The 20027-nt window shown below is 38.7% G+C and carries 19 protein-coding genes; 6 read left to right on the top strand and 13 right to left on the bottom strand.

The annotated features are described in order from the left end of the window. Positions 1-13: 13 nt before the first annotated feature. From fucP to ABJH90_RS11635, 7 genes are read right to left on the bottom strand one after another with little or no spacing between them, the layout of a single operon-like run. On the bottom strand, positions 14-1348 hold the full coding sequence (fucP, locus tag ABJH90_RS11665; protein WP_348143383.1) for an L-fucose:H+ symporter permease: 1335 nt from the start codon (positions 1346-1348) through the stop codon (positions 14-16). A 21-nt stretch (positions 1349-1369) separates the two neighbouring features. Next, positions 1370-2170, bottom strand: a complete 801-nt coding sequence (locus tag ABJH90_RS11660; protein WP_348143380.1) for an SDR family oxidoreductase — start codon at positions 2168-2170, stop codon at positions 1370-1372. A 37-nt stretch (positions 2171-2207) separates the two neighbouring features. Then, positions 2208-3701 carry a tagaturonate reductase gene (locus tag ABJH90_RS11655; RefSeq protein ID WP_348143377.1) on the bottom strand — a complete coding sequence of 498 codons (1494 nt, stop codon included), beginning with the start codon at positions 3699-3701 and terminating at the stop codon, positions 2208-2210. Between the two features lie 43 nt (positions 3702-3744). Continuing rightward, positions 3745-5397 (bottom strand): altronate dehydratase family protein, encoded by a 1653-nt coding sequence (locus tag ABJH90_RS11650; RefSeq protein ID WP_348143374.1) that lies wholly within the window; start codon positions 5395-5397, stop codon positions 3745-3747. Between the two features lie 12 nt (positions 5398-5409). Beyond that, complete coding sequence (locus ABJH90_RS11645; protein WP_348143371.1) at positions 5410-6078, bottom strand: bifunctional 4-hydroxy-2-oxoglutarate aldolase/2-dehydro-3-deoxy-phosphogluconate aldolase; 669 nt, start codon at positions 6076-6078, stop codon at positions 5410-5412. A 17-nt stretch (positions 6079-6095) separates the two neighbouring features. Continuing rightward, positions 6096-7136 (bottom strand): sugar kinase, encoded by a 1041-nt coding sequence (locus tag ABJH90_RS11640; protein ID WP_348143369.1) that lies wholly within the window; start codon positions 7134-7136, stop codon positions 6096-6098. Between the two features lie 22 nt (positions 7137-7158). Beyond that, positions 7159-8172 (bottom strand): zinc-binding alcohol dehydrogenase family protein, encoded by a 1014-nt coding sequence (locus ABJH90_RS11635; RefSeq protein WP_348143366.1) that lies wholly within the window; start codon positions 8170-8172, stop codon positions 7159-7161. A 272-nt stretch (positions 8173-8444) separates the two neighbouring features. On the opposite strand from ABJH90_RS11635, the gene ABJH90_RS11630 reads away from it, so the two are divergent. From ABJH90_RS11630 to ABJH90_RS11615, 4 genes are all read left to right on the top strand, one after another. Next, on the top strand, positions 8445-9563 hold the full coding sequence (locus ABJH90_RS11630; protein WP_348143364.1) for an alcohol dehydrogenase catalytic domain-containing protein: 1119 nt from the start codon (positions 8445-8447) through the stop codon (positions 9561-9563). A gap of 8 nt (positions 9564-9571) precedes the next feature. Further along, the gene (locus tag ABJH90_RS11625) at positions 9572-10366 is read left to right on the top strand and encodes an alpha/beta hydrolase-fold protein (protein WP_348143361.1); all 795 of its coding nucleotides are present in this window, start codon (positions 9572-9574) and stop codon (positions 10364-10366) included. Between the two features lie 70 nt (positions 10367-10436). Beyond that, complete coding sequence (locus tag ABJH90_RS11620; RefSeq protein ID WP_348143358.1) at positions 10437-11321, top strand: phytanoyl-CoA dioxygenase family protein; 885 nt, start codon at positions 10437-10439, stop codon at positions 11319-11321. 69 nt (positions 11322-11390) lie between these two features. Beyond that, the gene (locus tag ABJH90_RS11615; RefSeq protein ID WP_348143355.1) at positions 11391-12158 is read left to right on the top strand and encodes an aldolase/citrate lyase family protein; all 768 of its coding nucleotides are present in this window, start codon (positions 11391-11393) and stop codon (positions 12156-12158) included. A 28-nt stretch (positions 12159-12186) separates the two neighbouring features. On the opposite strand, the gene ABJH90_RS11610 is transcribed toward ABJH90_RS11615, so the two are convergent. Together ABJH90_RS11610 and ABJH90_RS11605 are read right to left on the bottom strand one after the other, a co-directional pair. Further along, complete coding sequence (locus tag ABJH90_RS11610; RefSeq protein WP_348143352.1) at positions 12187-12561, bottom strand: VOC family protein; 375 nt, start codon at positions 12559-12561, stop codon at positions 12187-12189. Between the two features lie 76 nt (positions 12562-12637). Next, positions 12638-13144 carry a RidA family protein gene (locus ABJH90_RS11605; RefSeq protein WP_348143349.1) on the bottom strand — a complete coding sequence of 169 codons (507 nt, stop codon included), beginning with the start codon at positions 13142-13144 and terminating at the stop codon, positions 12638-12640. Positions 13145-13394: 250 nt separating this feature from the next. Between ABJH90_RS11605 and ABJH90_RS11600 the strand changes: the two genes are divergently transcribed. Together ABJH90_RS11600 and ABJH90_RS11595 are read left to right on the top strand one after the other, a co-directional pair. Further along, entirely contained in the window at positions 13395-15101 is a 1707-nt protein-coding gene (locus ABJH90_RS11600) for a GMC family oxidoreductase (protein ID WP_348143346.1), read from the top strand. Between the two features lie 4 nt (positions 15102-15105). Continuing rightward, positions 15106-15699: a gluconate 2-dehydrogenase subunit 3 family protein gene (locus tag ABJH90_RS11595; RefSeq protein WP_348143343.1), complete on the top strand. Its 594-nt coding sequence runs from the start codon at positions 15106-15108 to the stop codon at positions 15697-15699. A 4-nt stretch (positions 15700-15703) separates the two neighbouring features. Here the strand turns inward: ABJH90_RS11595 and ABJH90_RS11590 are convergent, their stop codons facing one another. From ABJH90_RS11590 to ABJH90_RS11575, 4 genes are all read right to left on the bottom strand, one after another. Further along, positions 15704-16273 carry a uracil-DNA glycosylase family protein gene (locus ABJH90_RS11590; RefSeq protein ID WP_348143340.1) on the bottom strand — a complete coding sequence of 190 codons (570 nt, stop codon included), beginning with the start codon at positions 16271-16273 and terminating at the stop codon, positions 15704-15706. Between the two features lie 18 nt (positions 16274-16291). Beyond that, a complete protein-coding gene (locus ABJH90_RS11585; RefSeq protein WP_348143337.1) occupies positions 16292-16804 on the bottom strand; it encodes a GNAT family protein in 513 nt (170 codons plus the stop codon). Positions 16805-16861: 57 nt separating this feature from the next. After that, positions 16862-17374: a GNAT family N-acetyltransferase gene (locus ABJH90_RS11580; RefSeq protein WP_348143334.1), complete on the bottom strand. Its 513-nt coding sequence runs from the start codon at positions 17372-17374 to the stop codon at positions 16862-16864. A 151-nt stretch (positions 17375-17525) separates the two neighbouring features. Further along, positions 17526-19970 carry a prolyl oligopeptidase family serine peptidase gene (locus ABJH90_RS11575; RefSeq protein ID WP_348143331.1) on the bottom strand — a complete coding sequence of 815 codons (2445 nt, stop codon included), beginning with the start codon at positions 19968-19970 and terminating at the stop codon, positions 17526-17528. Positions 19971-20027: the final 57 nt, after the last annotated feature.

The following is a 20027-nucleotide window of genomic DNA, read 5'->3' as shown; positions in this document are numbered from 1 at the left end:
CACTAGTTGGATTTTAGGTCCAAATCCGGGTTTCATTAGGATGTATTCTGAAAGTTCTGTAACCATAGATGGCAACAACTATAAAGCATATAAGGGGTAATACAAATGAAAAATTTACTTCTGGCACACCTAGAATTTCAATATCGGTATATCCTGAACCTCCAAAGTCTAAAATTGCACCCTGAAGAACAGGCATAATAGCTCCACCTACAATGGCCATTACTAAAAATGCAGCGCCAAATTTTGCATCTTCACCAACTCCTTCCAGAGCGATTCCATAAATGGTTGGAAACATAACCGACATGCACATTGATATGCCAACAAGGGAATATAAACCTGTCATTCCCGGAATAAAAATTGCTCCGAGGGTAAAAGCAATGGCCCCAAATGCGAAATACATCAGTAATTTCCCGGAAGGGATATATTTTAATAAATAGGTCCCAATCCAACGGCCTATTAAAAATAAGATCAATGCCCAGTAGGCATAGGTCACGGCACTTCGGTTGTCTATTCCCAGGGTTTCCGCATACTGATAAATATAGGTCCAGCACATAATTTGTGCCCCTACATAAAACATTTGTGCTATGACCCCTTCCACAAACTTTGTGTTCTTAGACAAACGTTTTACAGCATTACCAACAGAGTCATTTATAACTTCTTTTTTTTCAGGCATTTTTACCAATACAATTAGCAGTAACATGAACAATACGAACAATCCAAGAATGACGTAGGGGTTGCGAATAACCATTAAGTCAGATGTGCGTACTGCTGTTTTAGCGGTTTCAGAAAGAGTGTCATAAATAACATTGCCCTCTGCGTCCAGATCATCTGAATGGAGCGAACCCAAAATAAATGTTTGTGCTACAAATAAACCTGTTAAGGCACCAATAGGATTAAAGGCCTGGGCGAGGTTTAATCTGCGGGTGGCTGTTTTCACATCACCCATAGATAAAATAAATGGATTTGCTGTGGTTTCAAGAAAGGCCAAACCAAAAGTTAGAATGTACAAAGCGGCAAGAAAAAAACCAAACTCCTCGTAAGCGGCTGCCGGATAAAATAATAATGCCCCAATTGAATAGAGGATCAACCCCAGGACAATTCCTTTTTTATAAGTGTATTTTTTTATAAACATGGCAGCAGGAAATGCCATGGTAAAATACCCCCCATAGAAAGCCATTTGAACCCAGGATGCCTGGGTATTGTTCAATTCCAAAATCTTCTTAAAGGCCGATACCATGGGATTGGTGATGTCGTTTGCAAAGCCCCATAATGCGAATAAAGAAGTTATTAATATAAAAGGGATTAACACCTGCTTAGAGACTACCGGTATTTTCTTTTCGTTTGCCATAATAGTTATTTCCCGGCTGGATTAGTCATTTTCTTGTGTTAATAATGATCTGTCCAGATGAACATAACCCCCATCAACAGTAATAAACTGCCCTGTGGTATGCGATGATTTTTCAGAAATAGTAAACAAACAAGTATCTGCAATTTCCTGTGGTGTTGTCATTCGATTTTCCAAAGGAATTTTTTTTATGATAGACTTGAGTTTTTTGTCTCCGTTTTTAATAGATTTTATCCAGGTGTCGTATGAAGGTGTCCAGCTTTCTGCAATTATTATGGCATTTGAGCGGATTCCATATTTGATAAGGTCTACCGCCCATTCGCGTGTAAGTCCTAAAACAGCACCTTTAGATGCGGCATAGGCAGATGTTCCACCCTGGCCTGTCAGAGCCACTTTAGATCCGATATTCAGAATATTCCCTTTGGATTCTTTTAATAACGGTAAGGCATGTTTGACTATCAAAAAAAAGCTTACCATGTTTAGTTTTAATGAATTCATGAATTCCTCATAAGAAGCATCAAGTCCTACCCCATCATTAACACCAACATTATTAATAACAACATCTATCCTTCCATACTTTTTGGAGATGGTTTCGATAGCGTTTTGAATTTGTTTCGGATCAGTAACATCTGTTTTGCAAAAGATAGCATCAATACCTTTTTTCTGAATTTTATCAACATATATAGAACCTCTGTCGTTCCTGTCAATTACCGCAGGAATGGCGCCTTCATTTACTAAATTCTGCAAGATGGTTTCTCCAATGCTGCCTTTCAAACCCGCAGCTCCGGAAATGACAACCACCTTGTCTTTTAATCCCAAATCCATACACTTTTGTTTTTAGATTATAAAAAATATTTTGTCTTCAATCCTCATAGACCTGAATGTTATTAATTTGCCCCGGATCTAAATGGTTTATATTTAAAACAGCCCTTTTGATTCCTATCTTTAAGATTGAATCCAAATTTTGGATAACTTCATTTTGTAAGCCTTCTATTTTAGTCAAATCTTTGCCCCAGAAATTTTGATTGGACAGAACTGAATGAACAAGTCTGTTTATACTTTCTTTGGAACCATCTACCTTTTGCCATTGGGTTTTAAAAAAATCTATTATTTCATGATCATCAGCAAGCTCAATGGGCTCTCCATTTCTATCTCCTTTATAGAATTCAATTAAGGCAGCCAGTGAGAATAATAAGTATTTGGGAAGGCTTCTTTTTCTTTTGATATATTCAAGGACCGAGGGCAAAACCCTTGTTTTGTATTTGGAAATGGAATTGAGTGAAATACTCATCAGGGCATGTTCTAAATATGGGTTTCTAAATCTGTCCAAAACCTCATTGGAGAACTGAATTAATTCTTCTTTAGGAAGATCAAGGGTCGGGCATATTTCATCAAAGATGATATTTTTTAAAAATGTACCCACTACCGGATTTTCTACAGACTCCCGCACTTTTTCTATTCCATAAAGGTATCCCACCGGAACTAATGAAGTGTGGGCTCCATTTAATATCCGCACCTTTCTGGTTCGGTACGGCTCCATATCATCTGTGAAAATAACATTCAACCCACATTTTTCAGATGGGAATTCTTGCTTCACTTCTTTCGGAGCTTCAATGACCCATAAATGAAACTGTTCGCCCTCAACTACTAAATTATCTTCATAACCTAATTCTCGTGTGATTACATCTATCTTGTCTTTGGGATATCCGGGTACTATCCTGTCGACCAAAGTATTGCAGAAAATATTGTCTTCATTGATCCATTTAACAAATTCTTCGCCTAATTTCCAATCTTTAGTATATTGAAGAATGAGTTTTTTTAAGTTGTCCCCATTTCTGTCTATTAATTCACAGGGTAATATGATTAGCCCTTTATCTGAAGCACCTTTAAAAACTTGAAATCTTCTGTATAAAAGTGCCGTTAATTTTCCAGGATAACTATTCTGAGGAGTATCATCTAACAGATCATCTTTATGATAAGCAATACCGGCTTCTGTGGTATTTGAGATCACAAATCTTAAATCAGGGTTTGCAGCAATTTCCAAATAATCAGAATAATTTTCATAAGGATCAATTGCCCTTTGGATACAGTCTATGATTTGATGTTCGCTAATCGCCTTTCCATTTTTAATCCCGTTTAAATACAGGGTATACAAGCCATCCTGATTGCTGAGTATTTTGGTTAGTCCATGGGCTATGGGTTGTACAACCACTACTCCAGAATCAAAATCCACCTTATTATTCATTTCCTGAATCATCCAATCAGCAAATGCCCTCAAAAAATTTCCTTCCCCAAATTGTAGTATCCTTTCAGGATATGCATTAGTGCGAATGATACTTCTGCTTAGTTTTTTCAAAGGTTTATAAGTTACATGAATTACTTTGATGTTAGCTAAAAGCTTATAACGAGATGCCTCTTTTCCAGGGGATAAAATCGTTTTGTCCTTTGAGTACTGCCTTAGGCAAAATTTCACCACTGGCAGTGGCAATCAAATACTCCAGAATTTTTTCTCCCATACTTTCAATGCTATCTTCCCCACTTATGACGGTCCCTGCATTAATATCAACAATATCCTTCATTTTTTCATATAAATGAGTATTACTGGAAAGCTTCAGAACAGGAGCAATGGGGTTTCCTGTTGGCGTTCCCAGACCCGTTGTAAATACTATCATATTGCACCCAGAACCAGCAAGCCCCGTTGTGCTTTCCACGTCATTTCCGGGAGTGCACAAAAGATTTAGTCCATGCCGGGTAATTTGTTCGGTATAATCCAGCGCGTCCACAACCGGCGAAGTTCCTCCTTTTTTCGCTGCTCCGGCAGATTTCATAGCGTCGGTAATAAGCCCGTCCTTAATATTGCCTGGTGATGGATTGTTTTCGAAAGCTGAGCCCAAGGCTTTGGCTGCCGCGGAATAGGAATCCATAAGTGCTGCAAATTTTTTTGCAGTTTCATCGGTCTTACACCTATTAATAAGTTCTTGTTCCACGCCATTTAATTCGGGAAACTCCGAAAGTACTGCTGTACCCCCCAGTGCGACTAACAGATCTGAAGCATAGCCTAATGCCGGATTGGCTGAAATTCCCGAAAATCCGTCGGAGCCACCACATTCCAGGCCTAAAACTAAATTGCTTAAAGGGGATGGTTTTCTTTCTAATTTATTTGCCTTTGTTAATCCAATAAAGGTGCGTTTTACAGCCTCTTCAATAAATTCACGTTCACTTCCACTATCTTGTTGCCGCAGATAATAAACAGGTTTTGCAAAGCCTGGATCATTTTGCTTAATTGCTTTCTGGAGGATATCAACTTCTGCATTCTGGCAGCCCAAACTTAAAACGGTGGCCCCTGCTACATTCGGATTTGTAATATATCCCGCTAAAAGTCTGCAAAGAGCTTCAGAATCCTGACGCATACCTCCACAGCCCCCGTCATGTTTTAGAAATTTTATACCATCTACATTCTTGAATACTCTGTTCTTGGAGAGTTCATCTTTGGTATGAATAATAGATGTGGCAAATAGTTCTTCTTCATTGGCCCCTGATTTATATTTATTGATCAAGGCCTGGGTATCCACAGCAAAATCCTTTCTGGTTATATAACCTAAAGCTTCGGATAATGCGCCCTCCATTACATCTACATTCCGGTTTTCACAAAAAACCATGGGGATTATTAACCAATAATTAGCCGTCCCAACGCTATCATCTGCCCTGTGATAGCCCATAAAGGTTCTCTCCTTAAATTTGGAAATATCCGGGGCATTCCATTTAAAACTTTTTTTGGTGCTATTATAAGCCGCTGAAGCGTGTTTGACATTTTCTATGGTTATCGCGCTACCATTAGGAATTGGCTTAATAGCTTTTCCAATCAGAACGCCATACATATAAATCTCATCACCAATACTAAAATTTTGCCCGGCGAATTTATGTTTAGCCCTGATATTTTCCTTTAAAACAATATTCACCCCTTTAACCTCGACAGTTCTTCCTTTTTCAAGGCCTGTAAGGGCTACGATAATATTATCTCTGGCATCTATTTGAACATATTCTTTGGACATACCTTTAGCTAATTAGCCCCTTACAGATTTAATTATATCTAATGTCTTTCTTACCTCATTCTCCAACTTCGAAAAATCTTTTTGTGCGAGAATTTCCTTAGATATTAATTTAGATCCCATTCCTACGCATGTTACACCGGCTTCAAACCAGCCCCTAAGGTTAGATTCTTCTGTACTCACACCCCCTGTGGGCATAATATCCGTCCATGGAGATGGCCCTTTAATTGCTTTTACAAAACCCGGTCCATAGGTAGATCCCGGAAATAGCTTTACTATTTCACAGCCCAATTCCTCTGCCCTGGCTATTTCTGTAAGAGAACCGCAACCGGGAGACCAAAGTACTTTTCTCCGGTTACAAACAAGAGCAATGTCTTCCCGAAGCACGGGTGTGACAATAAAATTGGCCCCTAATTGCATATATAAAGAGGCTGCCCCGGCATCTGTTATTGATCCAACACCCATTATCATCCCCGGCAATTCGGCCAGTGCAAATTTGTTGAGTTTGGCAAACACTTCATGCGCAAAATCGCCCCTTGAAGTAAATTCCATTAACCTTGCACCTCCTTCATAGCAGGCTCTTAGTACTTTTTTGCCTAATTCTACATCTGAATGAAAAAACAAGGGAATCATCCCACTTTCTCGCATAGCCATTGCCACTTCTAATCTTGAATATTTTGCCATCGTATATTATTAAATAATTATCTAGCTACTCTGCCTGAGGCATCACCGCCCATTAATTTTTGGACCTCTTCTACCGTTACCAAATTGGCATCTCCCTTTATCGTGTGTTTTAAACAGGATGCTGCTACTGCAAAATTTAATGCATTCTGATCGTCTTCGGGGTACTTTAATAATCCATAAATTAAACCACCCATAAAAGAATCTCCTCCTCCAACCCTATCCACGATGTGGGTTATTTGATATTGGGGAGATTTAAACAAAGTCTTTCCATCGTACATTACGCCGGCCCATGTATTGTGCGAAGCAGAAAGAGAACCCCTAAGCGTTGTGATCACTTTCTTTGCCCGCGGAAACTTTTCCATCATTTGCTGGCAGACCGAGAGGAATGCTTCGGCCTTTACATCATGCCCCTGTGTAGTGATGTCCAAACCTTCGGGTTTAATTCCAAAATGTTTTTCTGCATCTTCTTCATTTCCTAAAATAATATCACAATAGGAGGTAAGTTCGGTCATGATTCCCTCGGGCTCAACACCATACTTCCAGAGTTTAGCTCTATAATTCAGGTCGGTGGATACAGTTATTCCCATTTCACTGGCCTTTTGTACAGCTTCAAGACATACATCTGCTGCTCCCTGTGAAATGGCTGGTGTGATACCTGTCCAGTGAAACCATCCTGCACCTTCAAAAACCTTTTCCCAATCAATCATCCCCGATTTAATTTCAGCAATGGCCGAATGAGCCCTGTCGTAAATTACTTTACTTCCCCTGGATACCGCCCCTGTTTCAAGAAAATATATTCCTAATCGGTCTCCACCATAAATAATGTCATCTACTCCAACACCTCTTTTACGCATTTCCATCAAAGCGCATTCTCCAATATCATTCTTTGGTAAACGTGTTACAAAACTAACCGGAATGCCATAATTGGCTAAGGAAACAGCCACATTAGACTCGCCTCCGCCATATATTATATCAAAAGAATTTGTTTGGGAAAACCGTAAAAATCCCGGGGGTGCCAGACGTAACATAATTTCCCCAAAAGTCACTACTTTTTTCATTCAAAAAATCGTTTTTATTATCTTAAAAATTAACTGTAGCCTTTATCACGCCGTTTGTCGGGTCTAACCAACTATCGAAGTGATGAATCATTTCGTCAAAGCTCACATTATGAGTTATGAAAGAATCCACTGGAAATTTATCTTTTTTTAAAATATCCATTACAGTTTCAAAGTCTTCCAAGGTAGCATTTCTGCTGCACATTATTGTGGTTTCTTTTGCATGTAAAGCCGGATGTGCAAATTCAAGTTTCCCATTAGATAAACCTACCAGAATATATCGGCCCCCATTTGCCATATAATCTATGCCTTTCTCTAATGCTTCCTTATTGCCCGTGGCATCAAACACGGCAGTGGCCATCTCACCGTTGGTAATTTCTGCTATGATATCCACGGCTGTCTCACCGGCCAAAACAATATGATCAATATCCATATTATCTTTGGCGTAATTTAATCTTCCGGAATCTATATCCATAGCAATTACTTTTGCGCCCGAGATCTGTGCAAATTTCATTATTCCTATTCCAATTGGGCCGCAACCCATTACAATGATGAATTCATTGGCCTGCACTTGAGCCCTTCTGATCGCATGAGCTCCAATAGCCAGAGGTTCCACAATTGCCATCTCAGCATAACTTAATTTGTTTGTAGGGATCAATAAGTTTAATGGTACCGAAATCTGCTCTTGCATCCCACCATCGGTATGAACTCCAAGTACCTTGAGTTCAGTACAACAATTGGTTTTTCCATTTCTACAGGCAACGCATTGTCCACAACTGATATAGGGCATTACAATTACTTTATCACCGACTTTGATATTTTGTTTATTTTCTCCTATTTCAATCACTTCAGCGGCCAGCTCGTGTCCTAGTATCCTGGGGTAGGTAAAAAATGCCTGGTTTCCCGTATATGCATGTAAATCAGTTCCGCAAATCCCAATTTTCTTTACACTGAGAATAGCTTGTCCTTCTACTTTTTGAGGTTTGTTTTTTTCCTTTAGTTTAAACCGACCAGGTTTTTCACATACAATATACTTCATCAATAGCTCTTATAAATTTGAAAGAAACACACCCATAGGAAAGCTCTTTACTAAACTAATTCAAAAAAATTAAATAATTATTTTTAATTGCCTTATAAAGTTATATAAACCATATATAACTTAAGGTGAACTCAACATTTTTGTAATTGAATACTTTAGGCGAACTTTGAAGAGACCGGTTATTTTTCTTATCCGGGCTTTTATTATTTATTTTTTTAAGTATAAAATTTAGGCTTAAACCCTATATTAAAGTAATGCACAACATCTAAATCATGCCAGTAAAATGTAAAGCGGCCATTGCAATTGGAAATGGAAATTTCACCATTGAAAATATCGAGGTTAATGAACCACGAGAAGATGAAGTTATGGTAGCTATTAAAGCAGCCGCTTTGTGCCACACGGATTATGATTCCTTAAATTGGGGAAAACCTCTGATATTGGGCCATGAGGGGGCAGGAGTAGTTAAAGCAATAGGCAGGGATGTTAAAGATCTTCATGTGGGGGACTCTGTTATTTTAAATTGGGCTACTCCCTGTAATGACTGTTTCCAGTGTAATTTAGGGAATCTTCATATTTGTGAAAATAACTCCCCTGTTGTAGCCGGGGCCAATGGGTATACCGATGGACATGCCCATTTGGAAGGCACTTTATGGAAAGGCAAACCCATTGAGCGTTCTTTTAATATTGGGACTTTATCGGAATATACTCTTGTAAAGGCATCGGCTGTCGTAAAAAACACAGCGGAAAGAATGTCTTTTGCATCGGCCAGTATAATCAGTTGTGGGGTAATGACCGGATATGGATCTGTTGTAAATTCTGCAAAAGTAAAATCCAATAGTTCCGTTGTTGTTTTAGGTACAGGTGGGGTTGGTTTAAGCGTTATTCAGGGAGCAAAACTGTGTAAAGCTTCCATGATTATCGCTATAGATATAAATGAACAAAGACTGGCTATGGCTAAAGAATTTGGTGCAACAGACCTTATTCTTGCCAGTAGAGAGGACAAGGGATTATTGAAGGCTGCTGAAGCTGTAAAGTTACTGACCAAAGGCAGGGGAGCAGATTATGCCTTTGAATGCACTGCAGTTCCTGAGCTCGGTGCAGCACCATTGGCAATGGTTAGGAATGCGGGTACCGCGGTCCAGGTAAGTGGAATTGAAGAGGAAATTACTATCGACATGAATTTATTTGAGTGGGATAAAATTTATATAAACCCATTATATGGCGGATGTAACCCTCAGCTAGATTTTCCAAAAATCATTAAACATTATGAATCTGGTGAATTAAGACTGGACGAAATGATAACGCAAACCTACAACCTGGATCATTTGCAGGAAGCCTTTAATGATATGTTGGCTGGAAAAAATGCCAAAGGTGTTATTCTATTTGATTAATTTTAAAGATGTTCAGAACTATTGAAAAATCAGATCCTGCTTTTGAAAGTAATCATCTAAGTTTTATTACGGTAAAGACTAAAAACTTAAAAGGGAGGGGTGATATTTGTCTTTTTGTACCTCCACTAGAAGGCCTTAGGGATATTCCTTTGGTTGTCCTGCTTCATGGGGTATACGGGAGTGCCTGGGTGTGGTCGCAAAAGGGGGGTGTGCACCTTACCGCATGGGATATGATTCAAAAGAAGGAATTAGAGCCTATGGTGATAGCCATGCCTTCCGACGGACTTTGGGGCGACGGATCGGGCTATCTGCCGCACAACGATTTTGATTTTGAAAAGTGGATCGTGGAAGATGTAACGAGGGCTGTTATTGATAACGTTGCATCCGTTAGCGAGAAATCCGATCTATATATTTCAGGGCTTTCTATGGGAGGTTTCGGGGCGCTGCGTTTAGGAATCAAATATTCGGATAAATTCAAGGCAGTATCTGCACATTCGTCAATTACTGAAATGGAACAAATGTCTTTGTTTGTAGAGGAATCTCTAACCGAGTACGAGCAGATTAATAAGCAGGAGGAATCCGTTTTAGAGTTAGCTCTGGCCAGAAAAGAACATTTGCCTCAATTGAGATTTGATTGTGGGTCCGAAGATTTACTGATTAATCATAACAGAATTCTGCACGATCAATTAAATAAGGCCCAAATAGCCCATGAATATGAGGAATTTGAAGGGGGGCACGAATGGGACTATTGGGCGAAACACATAAAAGACAGTTTGGGGTTCTTTAATAAGTTTATCAAATAACTAAAACTATTTGTAACTTAAAATTAATTCTATGAATTTGAGTCAAACATAAACCACAAGAAATTTAGATATGGCAGCAATAAGAGACTTGGCGGATTATCATAAATTGGTATCCGACCTTTTTAAACAACCAAAGACGCGCGAAGAATGGGATCAATACAGGTTGAGTGATGAACAGGTAGCTCATTTTCATGAATATGGGTATTTGTCGGGAATTAAATTATTGGAAGATGATCAAATTGAAGTCTTACGTAACCAATTGGCCGAGGTTATAGATCCCAAACATCCTGCTCACCATTTATTCTATGAATTTCATAGCAATGAATCAGAGGATTCCGATTCTATTTTATTTCATTCTTTGGGACAATGGCGTATTACCAATGGGTTTCATGATATTCTTTGGAACCCGGCATTCCTCATGGCTGCACATCAGTTATTGGAAAATAAGCCGGTCAGATTCTGGCATGATCAATTATTTTATAAACCGGCTAAACACGGCGGGGTAGTAGCCTGGCACCAGGACTACTCGTATTGGACGCGCACAGTAGCCATGCAGCATTTAACCTGCTGGACAGGCCTGGACGACGCAACAACCGAAAATGGGTGTTTGCACTATATCCCTAAAAGTCATAAATGGGGATTGCTTGATGCACCGGCACTAGCAGGTGATATGAACGGATTAATGAAATATCTCACTGAAGCACAAAAAAAGGAATTTAAACCAGTTGCCATAGAAATGAAAAAGGGATATGGGACTTTTCATCATCCTTTACTGGTTCATGGCTCTTATGAAAACAATTCTGAAATGAGCAGGCGGGCATTTGTGATTAATGTATTTGCAGATGGTACCGTGAGCAATACGGATGATGAACTCTTGACAGGGGTTCCAATAATTCCCAAAGGAAGCAAAATGCAAGGTAAATTTTTCCCTTTACTTTATAATCCAGATGCTTAATTGCAAACTGAGATTTAGTGCTCATTTAAACCGGGAGAAAGCAATAGAATATTAAACCAAATAAAACCCATGAAAATTAATATTTTGAAAAAGGCATTAGAAGAAGGCAAAACTGTGTTTGGGCCCTTCTGTAAAATGCTGGATCCAACTATCGTTGAATTAGCGGCATTGGCAGGCTTTGATTTTGTGATTATAGATATGGAACATGGACCTTATAGTATAGAAACCGTTCAGCAGATGGTAAGAGCGGCAGAAGCCAGAGGCATCACAGCGGTGGTTAGGGTACCAGAAAATAGTGAAACATCTATTCTGCGCGTATTGGATATTGGAGCAAAATGTATTCAGGTTCCTCAGATCTCTACAGCCGAGGATGCAGGGAAAGTAGTGAAATCTGCTATGTTTCATCCTAAGGGAGAACGTGGGATGTGCCGATACGTAAGGGCTGGAGATTATACAGCCATTGATAAATCTGAACATTTTGGCAGATCTAATGAAAGTATATTAACTATTATACATATCGAAGGTGTTGCAGGTCTGGAGAATTTACCGACTATTCTCACCTATGATGGTATAGATGTTATTTTTTTAGGACCCTATGACTTGTCTCAATCTTGTGGTGTTCCCGGGCAGGTACAGCATGAAAAAGTTATAAAACGCATGGAAGAAGCCGTTGTACTGGCCAGAAAAAGTGGTAAGGTAGTTGGTACTTTTGTGGAAACCGTAGAGGACGCAAAAAAGTGGGAGAAAATAGGGGTTCAATACATCGCTTATGCCGTTGATACAGGAATAATTTTAAACGCATTTCAACAAATAACCACTAAACTAATTAACAATTAGCTCGTAATTACTAATCTCAAATAATTTTTTAAATTTTCCAGGGCGGATTCCTCCTGTTCACCCCGCCATAATACAGTATTAATTGATTACCATCGGGATCTTTTAATCTTGCTTCCCTCCATAACCAGGGTTTATCATTAGGTAATTCATCGAATTCGATTCCTTTGGAAAATAACTTACTTACGTATTCATCCAGATCTTCACATTCAAAATAAACATATATACCATCTCCGGAAGGTGGTTTCTCGGTTTGGTGTATGGAAAAAGTGCCATCCCCGTCAGGACATTCAAATCTTGCGTAATGTGGTAAGGCCTTAACGATTAGTTTTAATCCCATCTTTTCATAGAAAGGAATGGACTTTGTCAAATCCACGGATGGCACTGTAATTTGATTTAAATTCATCTAAGCTTGTTTCGATTCTCCAATGAGGACTTATTTTCTCTGAAATGATTTCTCTTAGTTTACTCTCCGGAAATAGCTATTCGGTTTTATGTACTTCCAATTCAATTTCTATCATAAACTCAGGTAATGCTAATTCCTTAACGCCTAGCCAGGAACCTGTAGGAAATTGCTTGGTGTAAATGGTGTTGCGATAGGCTGCAAGCTCTAGAAATAATGGCATATTGGTTGTAAAAATATTCTCAACAACAACATCATCAAAAGTGCACCCATAATGCTTTAGTATTTTGTCCAGATCCGAATAACAATTTTTCATTTGCTGCTCAAAATCTCCTACTGCAGTTGGATTGCCGGCATCGTCCATGCTTACAGCACCGGAAATTTTAATGTCATTCCCGATTTTCACAGCATGGGAATATCCATATGCTTTTTCCGTTTCAGGCCTGAGCAGAAAATACTCGGGCTTTTCAACTTCAACTATTTGTTCTTTTTCGGCTTCCTTGGGTGCCTCATTGCAACTTTGAATTAGTAATGCAAAAACAAAGATGGGAGCAAGAAATTTAATTCGGTTTGAGATAGGGTTCATATTTTTCATGTTTTTGAGTTTTAAAAGATTACTTGTTTGTCTGTTTCTGACGTTACTGTTTTAAAAATACCGAAGTTAATAAATCTTTGATACAGGTTTATCATTTTTTCTTCATGGTATATTTGAGTTAATCTAAAAAAATGGAAATATTATACCAATGAAACAGACTCAAGAATATTTTTGATGTATCGGCAGTAGCTACATTGTTTAAATTTGATTAAATTCAAACGTTGAAAACTGTACTAATTTTATGGCCAACTATAATATAGATGCAAAAAAGAATATGACCTATGACGCCATAGTTATAGGATCAGGGATCAGCGGAGGCTGGGCCGCTAAAGAGCTTTGTGAAGGCGGTTTAAAAACTTTGGTATTAGAACGGGGAAGAATTGTTGAGCACGTGGTAGACTACCCCACTATGAACAAGGACCCCTGGGATCTGGAATTGCGTGGAGCCCTTGGACCAGACGATCTTAAAAAACATGCGATAGGCGCACGGGCAGGTTTTGTCGGCGCAAATAATGAGCACTTTTATGCAAATGACGAGGAGAATCCTTATACCGAAGTCAAGCCATTTCTATGGCTTCGCGGACATCAGATGGGTGGTCGTTCGTTACTCTGGGGCAAGCAGTGTTATAGGTGGAGTGATCTCGATTTTGAAGCCAATGCCAAAGATGGTCATGGAGTTGACTGGCCCTTACGGTACAAGGATATAGAATCATGGTATACCTATGTTGAAAAGTTTGCAGGGATTAGTGGTCAGGCACTTGGTTTGCCACAATTACCTGATAGCCATTTTCTGCCTCCCATGGAACTCAATTGCGTCGAAAAAGATATAAAAGGCAGAATAGAAAAAGAATTTCCCGGACGCGTTATGACTATTGGCCGGGCAGCTCATCTTACAGAACCTTTGAATGGTCGTGGTCAATGCCAGTTTAGAAACAGATGTGACAGAGGATGCCCATATGGTGCATATTTTAGTAGTAATGCTGTAACCCTTCCGGCGGCTAATGCAACCGGTAATCTTACTATCAGGCCTTACTCCATTGTTAATTCCATTATTTATGATGATCAAAAGGGCAAAGCTACCGGGGTCAGAATTATAGATGCTGAGACCAATGAACATATAGAGTTTTATGCAAAAATTATTTTCTGTAACGCCTCTGCCTTGAGTACTACACAGATCTTATTTAATTCCACTTCCAGTCGTTTTGAAAATGGTCTTGGAAATGACAGTGGTGAATTGGGTCACAACTTAATGGATCATACCTATAGGGTGGGTGCCATGGGCAGGGTAGAAGGCTATGAAGACAAATATTATAAAGGCAGGAGACCGAACGGAATTTATATTCCGCGCTATGTGAACATTGATGAAAAAACTAAAACAGATAAATTTGTACGAGGCTTTGGTTATCAGGGCGGAGGTGGCCGTGGTAATTGGAGCACAGGGGCCAACCAGGAACAATTTGGTGCTGATTTTAAAGATGGATTGATGAAACCCGGCCCATGGGAATTCTTCATTACAGGATTCGCAGAATGCTTGCCTTATCATGAGAATAAGGTTACGCTAGATAAAGAGAATGTCGATAAATGGGGCCAGCCTATATTAGCTATAGATTGTGAGTTCAAAGAAAATGAAAAGGCAATTAACAAGCAGATTAAGACCGATGCAGTGGAAATGCTGGAGAAAGCAGGGGTGAAAGATATTGTGGGATTTGACAATGAGCACGAACCTGGATATGGAATTCACGAAATGGGGACAGCCCGAATGGGCAGGGATCCAAGGACCTCCGTATTGAATGGAACAAATCAAATCCATGCAGCAAAAAACGTATTCGTAACGGATGGCGCCTGTATGACATCATCTTCATGTGTTAACCCATCTTTAACTTATATGGCTCTCACTGCACGGGCAGTGAATCACGCAATTTCCGAACTCAAAAAGAAAAACCTTTAAGATTATGGACAGAAGAGCAGCATTAAAGAAAACAGCAATGGCAGCAGGGTCTGCAGCCCTGGTTCCATCTCTTTTTTCGCTATTACAGTCTTGTCAGCAACAACCACGTTTAAGTTGGGAACCCATATTCTTAAGTGTAAATCAAGCTGAATTTATCTCAACCTTAGTTGACACTTTATTGCCAAAAACCGAAACTCCGGGGGCGCTGGATGTGAAAGTAGATATGTTCATAGATTTAGTGTTTGCAAAGCTGTTTAATAAGGCAGGTCAGGATGAAATGATTGTTCAAATGGAGCAATTTAATGCAACTTGTAAAGAGAAGTTTGGCAACACATTCTCAGAATTAAGTGAGCAGGATCGTGAAGAATTTTTAAAAGAAGAAGAATCGAAATCTACCAAGTATAATGGCAAAGTCTGGGGGACAGCAGTAGGTAAACAAAACCCTGTAGGGTTCTATCGTAGTATTAAATCACTGGCCTTATGGGGATATTTTTCTTCAGAAGAAATCGGAAAAAATGTACTGAGTTATGACCCTATTCCGGGAGAATATCTGGGCTGTATTCCACTTTCCGATGTTGGGAACACCTGGAGTTTATAGAAAATTAACAAACGAGCCTAATTTTCTTTTGCAAGACAGGAATAAGATCATTTACAAACCAGGGATTTTTTTTCAGCCAGATATTATTTCTTGGAGAAGGGTGGGGTAGTGGTAAGTGTCCTGGAAGATAGTTCTTGTAATTTTTCACAGTTTCTGTTAATGTTTTGCCTTTCTGAACTCCCAAATAATAAGATTGAGCATAATTGCCAATTAGTATTGTTAGCTCAAGCTTTTTCATATGATCAAGCAACTTATTGTGGTACAAAGGAGCACATTCTGGCCTAGGTGGTAAATCTCCTGATTTGCCTTTCCCGGGATAGCAAAAGCCCATAGGAATTAATGCAAAAATTTCAGGATTATAAAAAGTTTCATTACTGACGTTGAGCCATTGTCGCAATCTTTTACCGCTTTGGTCATCCCATGGGATACCTGTTTTATGCACAATGCTGCCCGGAGCCTGTCCTATAATGGCAATCTTACTGTTTAGATGTGCCGAGACTACGGGATTTACCCCATTGTTTAAAAAAGGTAAACAAACCTGACATTTTTTTATTTCACTAAGCAAAGATTCCATCTCATCACAATCCTTTTTTCATAATTCGTTTAATTTAAAGTACCTGTGTTCATCCAAAACTTTATCATTTTTGATTAATGCCTTTCTAGAAATACCCTCTTTTTTATATCCATTTTTTTCAAGCGCCTTCATGGAAGCCGTATTAAATTCAAAGACACCTGCATATATTCGAATCAATTTTAAGTCTTCAAACCCATAATCTGTAATTAATTCAATAGCTTTTGTTGCTATTCCTTTACCCCAAAAGGACTCACCAATCCAATAACCAATTTCGGCTGATTTACTGTAAACATCCTTCTGAATGATTAATCCTATTACCCCGCAAAGATCACCGTTGTATTCAATTCCGAAATTCTGTTTTGGTTTTTCTTCTTTTACTCTGTTTATAAAAAACTCCGCATTGCCTTCGCCATAGGGATAAGGAAAAGCGTCTCTCAAATTTATCCATATATTCTTATTATTGGCAAGTTTTGCCAACTGAGATGTATCAGATAATTGCAGGGCTCTTAGATTTATTTCTTTTGATTTCAATAGTTATTTGCTTTGGGTAACCCAAGTATCTAAACCCGGGGTTTAGTGATATGGCCTTTATTTTTGAATTTTATACAACAAGAGTTCTTCATCTTCATTGGGTAGTATAATTGTACCTGCCATTTCTAATCCTAATTTTTCCAAAAGCTTTTGAGAAGAAATATTCTCTTTTGATGTGATTGCCTTAATTTCTTCAATTTCAAATTCGTCAAAAGCGGCTTCTTTCAATCTATTTGTAGCTTCATAGGCAAAACCCTGACCTTCATATTCAGGGAGGAATGCAAACCCTATATCAATGCCATCCATTCCTTCCCTGTCATAGAGTCCGCAAGTACCTATTTTTATATTGTCTGACTTTTGAAATATGGTATAGTTAGAATATCCTAGTCTTTGGAGTTGGGGCAACATTTTTGTTTTAATATAGTCTTTTGCACTTACAACTGATTTGATATCTCTATCTCCAATATATTGAATAAACTTTGGGGTATTCATTAGTTTATAAATAAACTCCGCATCTCCCTCAGACGTTGGCTTAATAAGTACTCTTTCTGTTTCGAATTCTTTGTGCATTATTTTTTATTGGGCCAAAATTTAATTCTCTCTGATAGCAAATTCACCCGGTTACTGAGAAGCTTGCTCATTCAAAGAACTTAAAATATTTTATGAATATTACTAATTTTCAACCAGCAGTGTTATGCCAGAAAACAACTTATAGCGTTGATCATTTTAATTCCGTTTTTTTAGCGTTACCGGGAGGTTTGTTCTTTACATATTTCTCCAGCCATTGATCCTGCTCCCAAAGCAGATGCAGAATAGATTCCTTTGCTCTGTAACCATGACTTTCGTTTGGTAACATCACCAACCTTACCTGAGCACCTAAGCCTTTAAGCGCATTAAAATATCGGATACTTTGCATAGGGTAGGTTCCCGAATTATTATCTGCTTCACCATGAGTCATAAGCAAGGGTGTCTTCATTTTATCGGCATGCATAAAGGGAGACATAGTGTAATATACTTCAGGAGCTTCCCAATAATTTCTTTCTTCACTTTGGAACCCGAAAGGCGTGAGTGTTCTGTTGTAAGCACCACTTCTAGCGATTCCAGCAGCGAAAAGATCAGAATGGGAAAGCAGGTTGGCAACCATAAATGCCCCATAACTATGTCCTCCAACACCTACGCGTGTCCTGTCAATATAGCCCATGGAATCTACTGCGTCAATGGCGGCTTTGGCATTCGCTACTAGTTGCATTCGAAAAGTATCATTTGGTTGATCATCACCTTCGCCCACTATAGGAAATGAAGCGCCATCGAGCACAACAAAACCTTTGGCCACCCAATAAATAGGTGATCCATAGTAAGGAAAGGTAAATTTGTTTGGATTAGAGGTCTTCTGTGAAGCACTAGATTGATCTTTAAATTCACGGGGATAAGCCCATAAAATCATTGGCATTTTTTCTTTTTGCTCTTTATTATATCCTACTGGAAGATATAAAGTGCCCGAAAGATCTAAGCCATCATCCCTTTTATAAGTGATAACTTCTTTATGGATTCCCTGAATACTTTTAAAAGGATTGTCAAAATCTGTCAACTGTGCAAGCTGATTTTTCTTTAAATCTCTAATAAAATAATTAGGGTACTCCTCAGGCGATTCTATTCGAACTAAAAGTTCACTTTTGTCAACATCAAAATGCCTAAGGTTTTCAAGTTTGTCGGTATATTCCGATTGATAAAGCCGACTGGTTTTGCGAGATTTAAGGTTGATCTTATCAATAAAAGGGAACTGTCCTTTTTCAGAATATCCAGCGCCTTTAAGGAAGGCATAACTACCTTTTACAGCCAGGACATCGCTCCCCATTTTGTTTCTCTTTGTTACAAAACTTCCTGGGTCGCTGTATCTGTCCTGATAATTTCTATCAAATAGAATTTTAGGTTCTACAGAGGAATCAGATGGATTGAATAAATATGTTTTGGTATTTCTTGTATTCCACCAGTAATCATAAATAAGGGCTGTATTCTCATGTCCCCAATCCGCCCTATCATATCTGTTGATGGTTTTCATCAGACTCTTAGCTTCTCCGATGAACGGGGCATCCAATTGAAAGATTTCATCCCTGTATGAGACCTCTTTTTCAGGATCGCCTCCATCCAGAGCCTCCACATAAATCAAGCTTGCAGGCAAGTCATTCCTCCAGCTAAATCTTCTTTTCCCTTTGCGGACAGCCATAAAACCCTTTGGCAGATCTTCAATCAAAGGAACCTTTATAACGGTCTCAACCTTTTGGCCATCCTTCGAATAAATAACAGTTTTGGAGGGAAATCTGCGATAAGGCACCAGGTATGAAAATGGTTTTTCAACAGTTGTTACCATTACGTATTCTCCATCCGGAGAAAACGTTATATTACTGTACATAGCTCCTTCAAGCCATTTTTCACTTTTTCCATCCAATGTAACTTTATAAAGCTCTGATAAAGCAAGTTGTTCAAAGTTATGCTCATCATTTTTATTTTTTAACAAATCCTGATAAGTTCTGTTTTGTGCTTTTTTTCCATCATTTACAGAGACCGTAGGGCCGGTAGGTACCGCGTTCTTTGTATCAATAAGTTCCAGCCTGTCAGGGGAAATCATTTTTACCAGGATGGCATTCCCATCCTCAAACCAGTTTATCACATTGCGAAGGTTGGCATTTGCCTTTGGTTCGGTCAGTTTTTTTGCTGTTTGTTCAATGATATCGACTACCCAGACTTCCACTCCCGAAGATGTTGTATTTGTGAATGCCATCTTCTTTTGATCAGGGGAGAAAGTAAAGTTGGCTAACTTAGGTTCTGATGGCAGTCCACTCACTTGAATTACCTCTGATTCATTATTTATGAGTGGTTTTATTTTTAAATTATTATAATAAGTCACCCTGCTTCCAATATTGGTTGTGGGATTAATTCTTAATCCTCCCAATCTCAATTCTTCCTGGGATATTTCTTCGATGCTTTTGAAGGCATCCCGATATAGAAAGATCATGAATTCTTTGTTGTCGTCAACAATTACAGATGGCGCCCGGGGTACATCTACAAGTTCAAGTATTTCCTTAGAAGGTTTTTGATAAGTAAGTGATTCCTGGGCTTGAACTTTTACTATTAATAATAAAAGAACTACATAAATTGAGTGTTTCATATTCTTTATTGTTTTCAGATAACTGTTTTGATTATTAAAAATAGTGCTTTACAAATC

It is taken from the genome of Eudoraea sp. (assembly GCF_039969275.1).
Taxonomy (GTDB): domain Bacteria; phylum Bacteroidota; class Bacteroidia; order Flavobacteriales; family Flavobacteriaceae; genus Eudoraea.
Note: the sequence above shows the minus strand (reverse complement) of the source record. Positions and strands in the feature narration are given on the sequence as shown.

What these genes read in the sequence shown, in the direction of transcription:
- ABJH90_RS11580 (WP_348143334.1), bottom strand. Translation starts at nt 17,374, where the DNA reads ATGCACAAAGAATTCGAAACAGAAAGAGTACTTATTAAGCCAACGTCT.
- ABJH90_RS11625 (WP_348143361.1), top strand. Translation starts at nt 9,572, where the DNA reads ATGTTCAGAACTATTGAAAAATCAGATCCTGCTTTTGAAAGTAATCAT.
- ABJH90_RS11640 (WP_348143369.1), bottom strand. Translation starts at nt 7,136, where the DNA reads ATGAAAAAAGTAGTGACTTTTGGGGAAATTATGTTACGTCTGGCACCC.
- ABJH90_RS11620 (WP_348143358.1), top strand. Translation starts at nt 10,437, where the DNA reads ATGGCAGCAATAAGAGACTTGGCGGATTATCATAAATTGGTATCCGAC.
- ABJH90_RS11615 (WP_348143355.1), top strand. Translation starts at nt 11,391, where the DNA reads ATGAAAATTAATATTTTGAAAAAGGCATTAGAAGAAGGCAAAACTGTG.
- ABJH90_RS11610 (WP_348143352.1), bottom strand. Translation starts at nt 12,561, where the DNA reads ATGAATTTAAATCAAATTACAGTGCCATCCGTGGATTTGACAAAGTCC.
- ABJH90_RS11630 (WP_348143364.1), top strand. Translation starts at nt 8,445, where the DNA reads ATGCCAGTAAAATGTAAAGCGGCCATTGCAATTGGAAATGGAAATTTC.
- ABJH90_RS11590 (WP_348143340.1), bottom strand. Translation starts at nt 16,273, where the DNA reads ATGGAATCTTTGCTTAGTGAAATAAAAAAATGTCAGGTTTGTTTACCT.
- ABJH90_RS11650 (WP_348143374.1), bottom strand. Translation starts at nt 5,397, where the DNA reads ATGTCCAAAGAATATGTTCAAATAGATGCCAGAGATAATATTATCGTA.
- ABJH90_RS11600 (WP_348143346.1), top strand. Translation starts at nt 13,395, where the DNA reads ATGGCCAACTATAATATAGATGCAAAAAAGAATATGACCTATGACGCC.
- ABJH90_RS11660 (WP_348143380.1), bottom strand. Translation starts at nt 2,170, where the DNA reads ATGGATTTGGGATTAAAAGACAAGGTGGTTGTCATTTCCGGAGCTGCG.
- ABJH90_RS11645 (WP_348143371.1), bottom strand. Translation starts at nt 6,078, where the DNA reads ATGGCAAAATATTCAAGATTAGAAGTGGCAATGGCTATGCGAGAAAGT.
- ABJH90_RS11575 (WP_348143331.1), bottom strand. Translation starts at nt 19,970, where the DNA reads ATGAAACACTCAATTTATGTAGTTCTTTTATTATTAATAGTAAAAGTT.
- ABJH90_RS11605 (WP_348143349.1), bottom strand. Translation starts at nt 13,144, where the DNA reads ATGAACCCTATCTCAAACCGAATTAAATTTCTTGCTCCCATCTTTGTT.
- ABJH90_RS11635 (WP_348143366.1), bottom strand. Translation starts at nt 8,172, where the DNA reads ATGAAGTATATTGTATGTGAAAAACCTGGTCGGTTTAAACTAAAGGAA.
- fucP (WP_348143383.1), bottom strand. Translation starts at nt 1,348, where the DNA reads ATGGCAAACGAAAAGAAAATACCGGTAGTCTCTAAGCAGGTGTTAATC.
- ABJH90_RS11595 (WP_348143343.1), top strand. Translation starts at nt 15,106, where the DNA reads ATGGACAGAAGAGCAGCATTAAAGAAAACAGCAATGGCAGCAGGGTCT.